The 13,900-nt window shown below is 60.0% G+C and carries 13 protein-coding genes; 4 read left to right on the top strand and 9 right to left on the bottom strand.

What is annotated here, in order from left to right; genetic code table 11:
- Nucleotides 1–82: 82 nt before the first annotated feature.
- Nucleotides 83–1,723 carry a SulP family inorganic anion transporter gene (locus BXY39_RS05690; RefSeq protein WP_121937891.1) on the bottom strand — a complete coding sequence of 547 codons (1,641 nt, stop codon included), beginning with the start codon at nt 1,721–1,723 and terminating at the stop codon, nt 83–85.
- A gap of 57 nt (nt 1,724–1,780) precedes the next feature.
- The gene (locus tag BXY39_RS05695; protein WP_121938368.1) at nt 1,781–2,521 is read right to left on the bottom strand and encodes a carbonic anhydrase; all 741 of its coding nucleotides are present in this window, start codon (nt 2,519–2,521) and stop codon (nt 1,781–1,783) included.
- A gap of 255 nt (nt 2,522–2,776) precedes the next feature.
- On the opposite strand from BXY39_RS05695, the gene BXY39_RS05700 reads away from it, so the two are divergent.
- Nucleotides 2,777–3,772: a hydrogen peroxide-inducible genes activator gene (locus BXY39_RS05700; protein WP_121937892.1), complete on the top strand. Its 996-nt coding sequence runs from the start codon at nt 2,777–2,779 to the stop codon at nt 3,770–3,772.
- A gap of 37 nt (nt 3,773–3,809) precedes the next feature.
- Here BXY39_RS05700 and BXY39_RS05705 read toward each other — a convergent pair whose 3' ends face one another.
- Nucleotides 3,810–4,397 carry a DUF1579 family protein gene (locus BXY39_RS05705; RefSeq protein WP_121937893.1) on the bottom strand — a complete coding sequence of 196 codons (588 nt, stop codon included), beginning with the start codon at nt 4,395–4,397 and terminating at the stop codon, nt 3,810–3,812.
- 350 nt (nt 4,398–4,747) lie between these two features.
- Between BXY39_RS05705 and BXY39_RS05710 the strand changes: the two genes are divergently transcribed.
- A complete protein-coding gene (locus BXY39_RS05710) occupies nt 4,748–5,323 on the top strand; it encodes an outer membrane protein (protein WP_121937894.1) in 576 nt (191 codons plus the stop codon).
- A 22-nt stretch (nt 5,324–5,345) separates the two neighbouring features.
- Here BXY39_RS05710 and BXY39_RS05715 read toward each other — a convergent pair whose 3' ends face one another.
- Nucleotides 5,346–6,482, bottom strand: coding sequence for an acyl-CoA dehydrogenase family protein (locus BXY39_RS05715; RefSeq protein ID WP_121937895.1), 1,137 nt, complete (start codon nt 6,480–6,482; stop codon nt 5,346–5,348).
- 24 nt (nt 6,483–6,506) lie between these two features.
- The gene (locus tag BXY39_RS05720) at nt 6,507–7,691 is read right to left on the bottom strand and encodes a thiolase family protein (protein ID WP_121937896.1); all 1,185 of its coding nucleotides are present in this window, start codon (nt 7,689–7,691) and stop codon (nt 6,507–6,509) included.
- Nucleotides 7,692–7,927: 236 nt separating this feature from the next.
- Between BXY39_RS05720 and BXY39_RS05725 the strand changes: the two genes are divergently transcribed.
- Nucleotides 7,928–8,116 (top strand): hypothetical protein, encoded by a 189-nt coding sequence (locus BXY39_RS05725; RefSeq protein WP_121937897.1) that lies wholly within the window; start codon nt 7,928–7,930, stop codon nt 8,114–8,116.
- A gap of 6 nt (nt 8,117–8,122) precedes the next feature.
- Here the strand turns inward: BXY39_RS05725 and BXY39_RS05730 are convergent, their stop codons facing one another.
- Both BXY39_RS05730 and BXY39_RS05735 read right to left on the bottom strand, forming a co-directional pair.
- Nucleotides 8,123–9,094, bottom strand: coding sequence for a sterol desaturase family protein (locus BXY39_RS05730; RefSeq protein ID WP_121937898.1), 972 nt, complete (start codon nt 9,092–9,094; stop codon nt 8,123–8,125).
- A complete protein-coding gene (locus tag BXY39_RS05735; protein ID WP_147453484.1) occupies nt 9,084–9,572 on the bottom strand; it encodes a hypothetical protein in 489 nt (162 codons plus the stop codon). The genes BXY39_RS05730 and BXY39_RS05735 overlap by 11 nt, the downstream gene beginning before the upstream one ends.
- 88 nt (nt 9,573–9,660) lie before the next feature.
- Between BXY39_RS05735 and BXY39_RS05740 the strand changes: the two genes are divergently transcribed.
- Nucleotides 9,661–10,773 (top strand): glycerophosphodiester phosphodiesterase family protein, encoded by a 1,113-nt coding sequence (locus BXY39_RS05740; protein ID WP_170163655.1) that lies wholly within the window; start codon nt 9,661–9,663, stop codon nt 10,771–10,773.
- 258 nt (nt 10,774–11,031) lie between these two features.
- Here BXY39_RS05740 and BXY39_RS05745 read toward each other — a convergent pair whose 3' ends face one another.
- Together BXY39_RS05745 and BXY39_RS05750 are read right to left on the bottom strand one after the other, a co-directional pair.
- On the bottom strand, nt 11,032–11,730 hold the full coding sequence (locus BXY39_RS05745; protein ID WP_121937901.1) for a DUF4389 domain-containing protein: 699 nt from the start codon (nt 11,728–11,730) through the stop codon (nt 11,032–11,034).
- Nucleotides 11,731–11,910: 180 nt separating this feature from the next.
- Entirely contained in the window at nt 11,911–13,683 is a 1,773-nt protein-coding gene (locus BXY39_RS05750) for a putative bifunctional diguanylate cyclase/phosphodiesterase (protein WP_121937902.1), read from the bottom strand.
- Between the last annotated feature and the right edge of the window lie 217 nt (nt 13,684–13,900).

A 13,900-nucleotide genomic window follows, 5' to 3' on the forward strand; every position in this document is an offset into this window, starting at 1 on the left:
CAAGACGGCCGGCATAAATGATATGCCGGCCTTTGCGATGGATCGTTTCAGGGGCTGTGGGCCGGTTTCCCGGCGGGAGGCATCATTCCGCCGCTTCCACCTGAGCGCCCCGAAGGCCGTCGCGCAGGCCAAGATGGGCCATGGCATGACGCAAGGCATCAATGCGGCTGGTGAAACGGTGATCGGCCGGGATGCAGTGATCGGCCTCCAGACCGGCGAGAATAGTGCTGACCTGTTTGTTCATACCCGTGACGTAGATTTGTTTTTCCGCCTTGTGGGCGTCCGATGCGATGGTTTCCACCGCCCGCGCGGCGGACACATCCATGAAGGCGACGCGGGAGAAATCCAGTACAATGGCATCGGTCCCGTCGCGTGAATGTTCGCGCACCTGGTGCCCCAGATCGGCGACGGCGCCAAAACTGAGGGGGCCGCCGAAATCGAACAGGCTGATCCGGCCGTCCGCCTTGTCCAGGATATAGGTCTCCTCGGTGCTTTCATCGTCGGGTTGCCGGACACCGATGGTTTGCAGCTGATGGTCAGCAACCTGTTTGACGAAGGTCAGGGCGGCCAGCACTACACCCGTCGCGACCGCCGAGATGAGATCGACAAACACGGTCATCCCCAGAACCAGGGCCATCAGCAACAGGTCCCAGCGCGGGCCGCGATGGGCTTTGCGCAAATAGGTCCAGTCGATGATATCGTACCCCACCTTGACCAGAATGCCGGCCAGTGCCGCATGCGGTATTTGCGAGGCATAAGAACCAAGGCCCAGAACAATCGCCAGGAGGAGGACGCCGTGGGTCATGCCGGACAATGGTGTGCGGCCCCCGGCGCGGATATTGACAACGGTCCGCATGGTCGCACCGGCGCCTGGGACGCCGCCGATCAGTCCGGCGAGTGTATTGCCGACACCCTGACCGACCAGTTCGCGGTTCGAATGGTGACGGGTGCGTGTCATATTGTCGGCAACCAGCGAGGTCAGAAGACTGTCGATAGCACCGAGAAGCGCCAGAATGAAGGCCGCTTCTATGATCAGAGGTACCGCACTGGCTTCGTAAACCGGCAGATGCAGTTCCGGCAATCCGGTCGGAATGGTCCCCAGAACCGGTACGCCGGGCAGGAACAAGCTGACCGCCGTCCCGATCATCAGCGCCGCCAGGGGTGCCGGCAGCAAACGGCCGAAACGTGAAGGCCAGGCAAAGACAGTCCCAAGGGTGACGGCACCGACCAATAGCGCATTCCAGTGCGGTGCACTGATCGCGGCCGGTATCTCGGCAAGGGCGCCCAGCGTTCCGCCGGGTGGTTCATGACCAAGAAGCCGGGCGACCTGAAGGATGATGATGATGCAGCCGATACCGCTCATGAACCCTGAGATGACGGGGTAGGGGACGAGGCGGATGTATTGGCCGAAGCCCATGAACCCGAAAGCAACCTGCATCAAACCGGCGAGAATGACGGCGGTGAACACCATGTCCGGTTGTCCGGCAAAGCCCGCGAACAGGCCGGCAAAGACCACGACCATCGGTCCCGTCGGACCGGAAATCTGCGGTCCCGTACCGCCGAACAATGACGCGAAGAAACCGACGGCAATGGCCCCGTAAAGACCGGCAATGGCCCCGGCGCCCGAAGCCACGCCCAAGGCCAAGGCCAGAGGCAGGGCCACCACGCCCGCCGTGATACCGCCGTAAATGTCCCCGCGCAGATTGGAAAAGTCGATTTTCATACCGTGCCGCCTGATGCCACTGGTTTTCGTTCCTGATCCGTTGTGCCGCGTTCTGTCCTATTCCGCTGCAAATGTATGCGAGCCTTGAGGCATCGCGGGGTCGACCGTGTCATGCCCGCCATCGTGGGAATGGTCATGCGAATGGTCATGGGCCAGCCTGCTGGCGATCTCATCCGGGAGATCGACACGCACATCCTCGAAAATGCCGTTTGCCGGATTGTGCGCGAAAACACTGCCGGTCTTGATGTCGTACACCCAGCCGTGAAGCTTGATTTTATTCGTGGCCAGCTTGGCCGCCACATAAGGGTGCGTGCGGATATGCATCATCTGCTGAAGGACGTTTTCCTGAATAAGCGGGTCCAGCAACTGGCTGTTCGATTTGCCGGGATATTTTTCCTTCAGAACGCGGACGGCGCTGCTGGTATGGCCGAGCCAGTCCTTGACATGGGGAAAGTCAACGAGGCTTTCGGGTTGCAGGGCCGCTTTCATGGCGCCGCAGTCACTGTGTCCGCATATGACGATATGGCGTACGCCCAGGGCGGCCACCGCATATTCGATGGATGCGGTCATACCGCCGGTCGTATCCATATGCGGCGGTACGATATTTCCGGCATTGCGGCAGATAAACAGCTCGCCCGGTTCGGCCTGTGTGATCAGATTGGGATCTATGCGGGAGTCGGCACAGGTGATGAAAAGAATGCGCGGTGACTGACCGCACGCCAATTCCTGAAACAGGCCCTCCCTTTCAGGAAAGACCTCTTCCTGAAAGCGTTTAACCCCTTTTAGCAGTTTACGCACATACCCCTCCTGCTGCTGCCGTGACCGGCGGGAATGCCGGTTGGCTTTCATTGCGGGTCAGGCCCTTGAAATGCCCCGGGGCCCGTGGGGTTTGTGTTCCCGTTTTTTGGTGCGGAGGCACAAACCCCATACCTCTCCACGCTATTGGAAAGCGCAATAACACCTATTGAATATATAAATGCACTTTTTTACACGATCAGACAATTGAAGAAGCATAGAAATAACGATAGGATTTATCTATCAGTGGAGGGCAGGATGAAACGCAATCGTCCGACGATCAAACAACTGCGCTATTTTCTCGGTGTTTGCGAGGCCGGCAGTTACCGTCGGGCGGCGGAACGCATGGGTGTGAGCCAGCCGACATTGACGGCGCAGATTGCCGGCCTTGAAACGGCGCTGGGTGTACGGCTTCTGGAACGTTCGCGCGGGGGGACGTCACCGACACCCATCGGTCGTGACATGGTTCCCAGGGCCCGCCGCGTTTTATCGGAGGTGGAGGCGCTGATCGACGCCGCCGATGTGTCGCGTCAGGGACCGAGCGGGACACACCGCCTGGGCGTACCGCCGACGCTGGGACCTTATTTTCTGCCCAATCTGGTGCCCGAATTGCACCGGCGCTATCCGGCGCTGAAACTGTATGTGCGGGAAAGCGCACCCCGTGAACTGGAACTGGAACTGATGGAAGGCCGTCACGATTTCATTCTGACACCGCTGCCGGTCACAGCCGGCGGTGTGGTGGTGGACCGTCTGTTTGAAGAATCCCTGCGTGTCGTGGTGCCGGAAGATCACCCCTTCGCCAGTAAAAAGAGCCTGAAAGCCGAGGACCTTCAGGGCGAGACGATTCTGGCGCTGGAGGAAAAACACCATCTGTATGGTCAGGCACGTGCCCTGAGTGAACGGCTTGGCGCCAATCTCAGGCGTGATTATGAAGGCACCAGCCTGGATACACTGCGTCAGATGGTCGGCATGGGCATGGGGATCGCGTTTTTGCCGGCATTGTATGTGCGGTCGGAAATTTCACCGCGCAAAAGCGAGGTCGCCGTGCTGGAACTGGAGGCGGACACGACCCTGCGCACCGTGGGACTGGCATGGCGCAGCCACGCGCCCAACAGCCGGCTGTACAGGGAGGTCGCCGGCCTGATCCGTGATGTGGGCCGGCGCGAATTTGCCGATGTGATCCGCATTCACGATGCCAATACCGGTTTGGCCCATGACAGCGATACCGCCGTAGGGATCACGAGCGGGTTATAGCGCTCGACGCCGGCCATTGCGGCGATACAACAGGCCCTCAACTCTCAACACGTTCATAGGATATATGATAATAGTCAAACCAGTTGGCGCCGGCATCGCTGCTGGCCTCGACGGTCATGGTCCGCATATCGCGGTCCACTGTATAGGTCAGGCGAAAATTCAACATGCCGCCGTCTTCTGTCGGGAACCCCGTGCCGCTTTTAAGGTTGGTCAGGATCAGGCGGTTGCCGTCCAGCATGCCTTCATAGATGTCCATCAGGCCCCAATTGTCATCGATCGCGGCAAGGCGGTAGACATTTCTGTACTGATCCCATGTCAGGTGGCTTTCAACATGAAAACCGGGCCCGTCCGGCGTGCGCGGACGTTCATAAAGAGCGAGACCGCGCTGGCGCAGTGATACGTCAACGGTTTCCGGTGGCCCCTCCTGCCAGGTGAGGCCCTTGTCGGGTGTGAACCGGCTGCGCGTCGTCCAGGTGCCGGCCATGGCCGCGAATGCGGCCATTTTTTCGCGGGGTACCGCCCCGGCATCGTCGGCACCGTATGCCGTGGACAAAGTGGCGGCGATGACGGTGCCGGCAAGAGCGAAAGCGCCAGCAAGGGCGCGGAGCGTCTGTATCAAGGTCATTCCTCCGGTGGGTGTGCGATGTGTTGCGGCAAAGCGTATGAGTATAGGAAAAACACCGCAGGACCGGCAGCGCGACAATGGTTTATCCGATACTGAACTTCGCTAGGCAAAAGGGTTTATCCGGCAATAAGGCGGGTAAGGGATGAAGCGATAGTCTCTTTAGGCGTGTAAAAATCTTTTCTGTCAGCGTCCTCTCCTAAATGTGATGCCGTTTCGGGCGGTTTCAGGAAATATATGACCTGTTTGATGTTGCATCCGTCGCGGCGGTTATTTACCGGTTTTTACGATCATACTAAAAGTGCAACAAATTTAATGCGTTGCTTAAAAAATCTTCAGGGGAGATCGCCGTTATGTCTTTTCAGTCTTTCGTTCCCATCGGAATGTGTATTGCGGTTCTGGCGGCACTGCCGGCCGCTGCACAGCAGCGGTCCGAGCAAACCGGATCCGTGGCGTCCACTCAGTCGCGGGAAGAAAGCCCGCGGTTCAGCGGCATCTATCTGGGGGTGGGCGGCGGGTTCGCCGACTTTGAAAATGCTGAGTCAACCGGACAGGCGTCTTTCCTTATCGGCATACGCCGCCAGGAGAAAAACGGCCTTGTCTACGGGGTGGAAGGCCTTGCCGGTGCGGCCGGCGATGCCGATGGCGAACCCTTTCTGGATCTTTTTGACGGTTTCGCAAGCATCATGGGCAAGGTCGGTTATACGCCCGACAACAGGGTGCTGTTTTATGGCGGTATCGGCTATGGCTCGGTACAGACCGAAACGGATGAGGGCGAGGACAATTCCTTTGGCGGCGCCGCTTTTGAAGGTGGGGTCGAATATATGTTCCTGCCCTTCATGGGTGCGCGTGCCAGCGCCCAGTATTATGCCGTGGGTGATGACAGGGATGCCACCGTCGGGACCGTTTCGGTCTTTTTCAGCTTCTAGCGCGGACGGGCGCTGTTATGCGTCAATCCGCCATCAGGGCGCGTTGGATCAGCAGCCGCTGAATATCCGACGTGCCCTCGTAAATCTGGCAGACACGCACATCGCGGTAGATTTTTTCCACCGGATATTCCGATAGATAGCCATAGCCGCCCAGTGTCTGGATGGCGGCGGAGCAGATTTCCTCGGCGACTTCGCTGGCATAAAGTTTGGCCATGCAGGCCTCTGTCAGGCAGGGCTCGCCCCGGTCCTTGCGGGCTGCGGCATCGAGGACCATCAGTTCGGCGGCCTGAAGCCTGGTGGCCATGTCGGCAAGCCGGAACCCGACGGCCTGATGGGCAATGATCGGCTGGTTGAAGCTTTGCCGTTCCCTGGCATAAAGGCGCGCATAGTCAAACGCGGCACGCGCCATGCCGACGGCCTGGGCCGCGATGCCGATCCGCCCCGTTTCCAGGTTGGCGAGGGCTATTCTGTATCCGTCATTTTCCGCGCCGAGAAGCAGGCTGCTGTCGACAGCCATATCGTCGAAAACGATCTGCGCGGTGTCGGAGGCCTTTTGCCCCAGCTTGTCCTCAATGCGGGCGACGGTGTATCCCGGCGTGTCCGTGGGCACCACAAAGGCCGAGATTCCGCGTTTGCCGGCGGCCGGGTCGGTGACCGCGAACACAATGGCAACGCCGCCGACCTTGCCGGATGTGATGAATTGTTTGGTGCCGTTCAGCACCCAGCCGCTGTTGGTGCGCACAGCCTTCGTTTTCAGTGCGGCGGCGTCCGAGCCGGCTTGCGGTTCCGTGAGGCAGAAGGCGCCAATGATCTCGCCCCTGGCCAGCGGGCGCAGGAAGCGGTCCTTTTGCGCATCCGTGCCCTGTTGCAGGATCGCGGCGCCGACGGGGGCGTTTGTCACACTCATCAGGGTGGACAGGCCGCCGTCTCCGGCGGCGATTTCCATCAAGGCCAGTGCATAGGATATATAGTCGGTTCCGGCCCCGTCCCACTCGGTGGGGATGGTCATGCCCATCAGCCCCAGGGTGCCCATCTCGGACAGAATGTCGTCAGGGAAGCACCCCTGTTTTTCCCAGTCCTGCGCATATGGTGCGACCCGGTCCTTGACGAAGGACCGGGCCATGTCCCGCACCATGCGCTGTTCTTCGCTCAGCTGCATGGAGGTCTCTTTATGACAGTGTGTTCAGTTGGCCAGTTCAATGGCAACGGCCGTGCCTTCGCCGCCGCCGATGCACAGGCTGGCCACGCCCTTTTTCAGGCCGCGTTTGCGAAGGGCATTGATCAGCGTCACACAGATACGCGCGCCGGATGCCCCGATGGGGTGGCCGAGGGCGCAGGCGCCGCCATTGACATTGACCTTGCCGTGGTCAAGGCCAAGTTCCTGCATCGCGGCCATGGGGACAACTGCAAAAGCCTCGTTGATTTCGAACAGGTCGACGTCATCCTTGTTCCAGCCCGCACGGTCCATCGCCCGCTCGATCGCTTTCACCGGTGCCGTGGTGAACCATTCGGGCGCCTGGCTGTTGCTGCCCTGACCGCGAATATAGGCGAGAGGTTCCAAGCCGCGCTTTTCCGCCTCGCTCTCCCGCATCATGACAAGCGCGGCGGCACCGTCGGAGATGGAGCTGGCATTGGCGGCCGTGACCGTCCCGTCCTTTTTGAAGGCCGGACGCAGGTTCGGAATTTTTTCCGGCATGGCTTTGCCGGGCTGTTCATCCACACTGACCTGAATCTCGCCCTTGCGGGTCTTGATGGTGACGGGGGTCACTTCGGTGTCGAAATCGCCGTCTTCTATGGCGCGCTTGGCCCGGTTCAGGGATTCGATGGCATAGGCATCCTGCTGTTCCCGGGTAAACTGGTATTTCTCGGCGCACAGTTCGGCGAACATCCCCATGGGCTGACCTTCATAGGCGTCGGTCAGACCGTCCAGGGCCATATGGTCCTGGAGGGCCACATCGCCGTATTTGTGTCCGGTTCTGCCGGACGGCAGCAGGTGCGGCGCGCGGGTCATGCTTTCCATCCCGCCGGCGACGATCACGTCAGCCGATCCCGCGAAGAGAGAATCATGCGCCTGCATCATCGCCTTCATGCCGGAGCCGCACATTTTATTGATCGTCACGGCCCCCGTTTCGTCGGGCAGACCGGCGGAACGCATGGCCTGCCGGGCCGGTGCCTGTCCCTGACCGGCGGGCAGAACACAGCCCATGATGGTTTCGTCGACCGCTTTGCCTTCCACGCCGGCGTTTTCAAGGGCGGCGGTGATGGCGGTCGCGCCCAGTTCCGCGGCCGGGACGCTGGCCAGGTCTCCTAAAAGGCCCCCCATGGGCGTGCGGGCCATGCCAACAATGACGACTGGATCCTGTGACATCTCTGATCTCTCCTTTAAGAGCTAAATGTGGATCTGACTGTATGCGCCGCACCCGGACGACTAGTGTCCGGGACGGTTAGGTTTAACCGCTGCTCTCCCGCCTTAAGCCGGAAAATGGGGCAGATTGCCCCTTGTTGGCAAGGCTCCATTCGTCTTATGTGGGCGGTTGCCGGGGTTGGTCAAGATGGCGCAAACGCCTTTCTGCTGCAATGCACCAATGCGTGAAGGAAACAGGAATGGGAACGAGGATCGGTTTTTTTGTTTTTCTCGGTTTGATTGCAGGTGCCGTCAGCGGATCATGGCTGCCGCTTGCGCCCAGCATTACCGCGATTCTCGGCGGGCTGGCCGGGGCGGGACTGGCCATTTTCGTGGACCGGCTGGCGCGGCGCCGCAATCGTCGGCAATCGACCGATATGCCGGAATAGAAAAGATTATTCGGCGGCAAATGGGCCGGTTTTTTCCCGCGCCTCCGACGGTGCCGTGTCCGGCAAGGCCGAGTCCCCGGCCCGGGCCTGTTGCGCCGCACGCCAGCGGGCCTTGATCATGTCACTTGTCAGGCGGCTGCCGTCCGGGGACCAGCCAGGCGGTGCGAGGAGAAACAAGGCGCGGTCTTTCCAGCTTCTGGCATGCCAAAGATCCTGCACGATGCCGATCCATTCATGGAAAGCGACGCGTAAGGGATTGTATGTGCCAAGGTCGCGCACCAGGCCGTATCGGCATTTTTCCCGCGCATCCTCGGCGACGAAGGTTCCGAACATCTTGTCCCATATGATGAAAACACCCGCGTAATTGGCGTCCAGATATTTTGGATTGGTCGCATGATGGACACGGTGGTGACTGGGGGTGTTGAAAACCGCTTCGAACCAGCGCGGCATGCGGTCGATGACTTCCGTATGAATCCAGAATTGATAGACCAGATTCAAGCCGGTGCAGAAAAAGACGATGGCCGGTTCAAAACCCAGTATGAAGAGCGGCCAGCGGAATATGAGGCCGGGCGTCAGCTTGCCGGTCCATGTCTGGCGCAGGGCCGTCGTCAGATTGTAGTGTTGGCTGGAATGGTGGATCACATGGGCCGCCCACATCCAGCGCATGCGATGACCGAAGCGATGAATCCAGTAATAGGCCAGATCATCCAGTACAAAAGCAGCCACGAACACAAGCACGCCTGCCCCAAGATCGAAAATCCGGAAATTTTCCCAGATCCAATAGGACAGGGTGAGGAAAGCCCCGGCGAAGATCAGCCCGGACACCACATTGCCGATCCCCATGATCAGCGATGTGGCGGTGTCCAACCCTTCAAAGCGGGCCCTGCCGGTTTTCCAGCCATACAGCATTTCGGCCAGCACCAGAATGACGAAAGCGGGAACCGCCAGGTCCGTCGGCTGGGGTAGGTCAAGCAACATGGCTGCTGTCCTTGTGCTGTGAAGGGACGGTGACGGCGGGCCCGCTGCCGGGATTTTCGCGCTGGTCTTGGGCCCCCTGATTCGCATCCGTCACCGCTGCCAGCCAACCCAGGGCAGATGCCCGCAGGGCATCGTCCGCCGTGAACGTGATGGCGGGTTGCGTGAAATCGTCCAGTGTCAGTCGCAAGCCCCCCTTTGTCGGCACCACATGGTCGATATCGCCCCGGGCGAGCACGCGGCAGACTATACGGTCGCGCGGCTGTGTGACCAGGCCAAGCCGCTCCGCTGTTCCGTCCAGCCTGACAAGGGCAACGCGCCGTGCTGTGTCCACCAGAATCCCGGTGACGGACTCACCCGGAAAGGTGCGCACCATATTGCGGTGTACGCGTTCGTCCGTCAGGCCGTCCTGTACCGGGTACAGCCGTCCGGCAAGCCATGACAGCAAGGCAATCGCGGCCACGGAAAAAATCAGCAGCATCGGGTCCATACCCGACAGTTGACCGTGTTGGTACGATCCGGTCAAGTGGCCTTGTAACCGGGCACATAACATGCGGGAGCATACAGGAATGAGTCTTGCCATCGTGACACTTGCCATTGTGACAGGGGCGATTGTCGGTCGCGTCCGTCTTCGGCCCCTTTGGGAAGGTGCCATCAGGGCGGTCCTGACGATCCTGCCGGTTTTTTTGTCCGCGGTTGCCACCGTTTCGGGCGGGCCGGTCCTGGCGGAGAGCGGTGCCGGAGGCGAAACCGCAAGGGACGGCGCCCCGCTTGTCATTGCCCATCGCGGTGCCAGCGGGTACCGGCCCGAGCATACGCTCAGCGCCTACGCGCTGGCCATCGAACAGGGCGCCGACTATATCGAGCCCGATCTGGTGATGACAAAGGACGGCCATCTGGTGGCGCGGCATGATGTGTACCTGTCCACCACGACGGATGTGGCGGATCACCCCGTTTTTGCCGACCGGCGCCGGACATTGGATGGCCGGACCGACTGGTTCGTGTTCGATTTCACCCTGGCTGAACTGAAAACCCTGCGGGCGCGCCAACCCCGCAAGGGCCGTAGCACGGTGTATGACGGTGTGGAGACAATTCCCACATTCGATGAGGTGATTGCCCTGGTACGGGACAGCCGTGGCGGGGGGCACCCTGTGGGCCTGTATCCGGAAATGAAGCGTCCCGACCTGTTTGCTGCCATGGGGCTGGAGCCCGCCGGCGTCCTGGTGCCGGTCCTGAATCGTCTGGACGAGGAGGGCATTCCTGTCTTTTTCCAATGTTTTGACGGTGGTTTTCTGCTGTCCTTGCAGGGCAGGGTCAGGGTGCCGCGTATTCTCTTGCTTTATGAGACGAAAGACCGCCGGACAGGGCAGACAGTCCCCAATCTGGACCTCGATCCGTTCATCGGCCGGGTGGACGGTCTGGGCGTTTCCAAGGGGCTGCTGATTGATGGAAAGGGGCGGACGACGGATTTCATCGGCCGGATGCACGCTCTGGGCCTGCCGGTTCATGTCTGGACACTGCGGGATGATGATGTGGCGCCCGGGTTCGCCGACGTGCAGCAGGAACTGAAAGCGATACTGGCCTTGGGCGCGGACGGTATTTTTGCCGATTTTCCGGACACCGCCCGCCGTGTCGTCGATCAGATGCGTCTTCTGAAGCCGCCGACCGAACTGGTCGACTGACAGCGCCTGATCGGTCCAGGAAAACGGCGGACTTGGCACCGAGTATGGCGCGCTGGTAAGAAAGATAGATGGTCGATTTTCTGAAAGCCCTGTTTACCGCCATTGTGGCCGTGATCGTTTTGCGCGCGGCCGTGGAATTTCTGTTTCAGGCTGTCCGCATATATTAAGTCTGGCCACCACCCCCGCCTCGGTGCCAGGGGTGGGACCGTGTTTGCGTCTGCCTTCGTCGCCGTCCCGCCGGCATTTGGTCGACCGCGTTTAGTCGTCAGCGTCCCGAGGCAGGGGAAAGGGCTTGCCGAAGGGGAAGGGCAGTTCCTCCTCGCGGTAGCTCAGATAGCCGAGCACGTCGGAGACATAGCGGCCGAGACCGGCGATCACCCTGGACAGTGACGGTTCCCTGCTGCCGAGAAGAATGGCGACGAAAAAGTGAATCACGGCCAGTGTCAGCCCCAGCACCATCGAGAACCATCCGAGCACGCCGAACAGCACCATGAAAATGGCGCGCTTGAAAACGGCGCTCCAATCCCGGTCTTTCAGGTCCTTGAACAGCTCTTCCTCCTGTCCTGTCGAGGCACTGCTGCGGGGGGCGGTGTCCTGGTCCGGTTTGCTCTGGCTTTCAGCGTCCGTATAGGACGGCCTGGTCGCCCCGGTTTTCAGGCTTTCAGCCTTGTGCACACCGGCTTCGGCCTGCGCGGCGGCCTCGGTTTTTTTAGACGGACGGGCAGCCGTGCCGGTTGCGCCTGTTTTGGCCGGGGCGGCGGGCTTGGCCTTGCTCGCCGCTGTCTTTCTGGGTGTCGCGGGTTTCTTTGCCGTGCCGGTTTTCGTGGTCGTAACGCTTTTGCTGCTGCCGGCTGCGGATGCCGTGCTTTTCCGGGAGGTGGCCGGTTTTTTGGCCGCTGCTGTATCGCTGGCGGTTTTTTCGGATTTGTTATCCTCTGTCGGTTTGCTGTCGCTCATGGAGCCCCCTTAACATATGGCGTTGGCGGTCCTCCTATAGTTGGGGATTGACAGATTTTGATCAAGAAGAATGGCAGCGGCGCGCCAAGACAGATGCGCCCGCATCATGGCAAGGTCGCGCCGGAGTCAAGCCAGAGTTAAGTCAGGGTCAAGCCGGAGTGGGGATAGGATGTCCGGTGGTTATTCGGCCAGCGCGGCCGGCAGCCAGGGACTTTCCCCTGCGATCATGCGTCCTGCATCTTCCGCCGTCACCGGTTTGGAAAAATAAAAACCCTGTGCCGAGTTGAACGCCAGACCGCGCAGCATATCCAGATGGTCGGCATCTTCCAGACCTTCGGCGATCACTTCCAGGCCCAGGCTTTGTGCCAGAAGCGCCACCATCGTCAAAATCTTGTACTGGTGATTGTCCCGCTGAAGCTGGCTGATGAAGCTGCGGTCGATCTTGATCACATCGATCGGGAACTGGTGCAGATATGTGAGCGAGCTGTACCCGGTGCCGAAATCGTCGAGGGCCACCTTCACGCCGATTCGCTTCAGACGGTGCAGCACCTCGGAAATGCTGCTGGGATTGGACATGATCGCGCTTTCGGTCAGCTCGATCCGCAGTTTCTCGCCGGCGATGCCGGCTTCAAGCAGGGCGGTTTCGGCCACTTGCGCCACATTGTCCCGGGCGAACTGAATACCGGATACATTGACGTTGACGGCGGGCACTGCTTCCGTCCCGTATGTGTCCTGCCAGGCGCGAATCTGGTGGCACGCCGCCTGAAAAGCCCAGCGCCCCAAGTCGACGATGACCCCTGTTTCCTCGGCCAGCGGAATAAACTCCCGCGGGGATACAAAACCTTTGTCCCGGTGCTGCCAGCGGGCGAGGGCCTCGAAACCGTGCAGGCTGTTTTTCTCCAGATCGATGATCGGCTGGTAATGCAGGTCCAGTTCGCCGCGCTCCACCGCACGGCGCAGTTCGGTTTCCAGATGGAATTGCGAGCGGACGCGCTGATGCGTGTCCCGGCGATATGTTTCTGTCCGGGCCTTGCCGTTGGTCTTGGCGCGGTGCATGGCGAAATCGGCATCGCGGATCAGGTCTTCCGGGTGGGTGGAACTGGACAGGGTGGTCGCCACGCCGATGGACACCGATGTGAAAACTTCATTGCCGTCAAGATCGTAAGGCAGACGCATGGCGGCATGGATCCGCTCGCCGATCATCGTCACTTCCTCAAGGTCATGGCAGCGCGAGACCAGAACGGCGAACTCATCCCCTGATAGACGCGACAGGGTGTCGGAGGACCGGATGCAGCGCCTGAGCGTCGCGGCCATGGCCACCAGGAAACGGTCGCCCGCCGAATGACCGAAGCTTTCATTGATCTGCTGGAAACGGTCGATGTTGATGATCAGGACCGCGCAGCCGCTCTGGTGACCGTCGCGTTCGCATTCGACGACGGCTTCCTCCAGCCGGTTGCGGAACAGGACACGGTTCGGAAGACCCGTGAGCGCATCGTGAAACGCGTGATGCAGAAGATTGCGTTCGGCAAGCTTTTCCGCGGTCTGGTCTTCAATGGTGCAGACCACCTGATGAACCCGCTCTTCATGGTCCGTCAGGGGAATGAGCTGGCTGGAAAGAAATCTTTCCATCGTGCCGCTGCGGACGCTCCATTCGAAATTGGACTGCCGTTCCATGCGGAAGACGTCCTGGATTTCGCTGACAAGGATATGATTGTCCTGCCCGTTCCACAGCACATCGATGGTGCAGGGCAGGGTGACATCAGTGCCGATCCCGAAAATGTCGCGGGCAAACCGGTTGATGAACAGCGCCTCGACGCCGCCGCGTTCCGACAGGGTGCAGACCAGCACGCCGACCGGCAGGCGTTCGACAACGGCATTGGTATTGACGACGCGCGACACGGTGCGTGCGCTTCCCACATGCTTGGCGATCGAGGAAACGTTCGTTTCAGTCACAGCTGTCTCTGCCTGCTGTACCACAACTGTCTACACTAATATTTGCTCGGCCAGAATCAGTCTCAAAGCTAATCGGACATGCGTAAAGATTTAGTAAAACCAGACATGCGGCAAACCAAAAATACAGCTTATGAGTAAATGGAGTCGCTGCAAAGAAAGGCAAAATAAAAGATAAAGGACAAAAAAATTGGGGAAGGACAGAGCCTTCCCCAGGCGA

This window comes from Eilatimonas milleporae (assembly GCF_003688555.1).
In the GTDB taxonomy this organism is placed as follows: Bacteria; Pseudomonadota; Alphaproteobacteria; order Sphingomonadales; family Kordiimonadaceae; genus Eilatimonas; species Eilatimonas milleporae.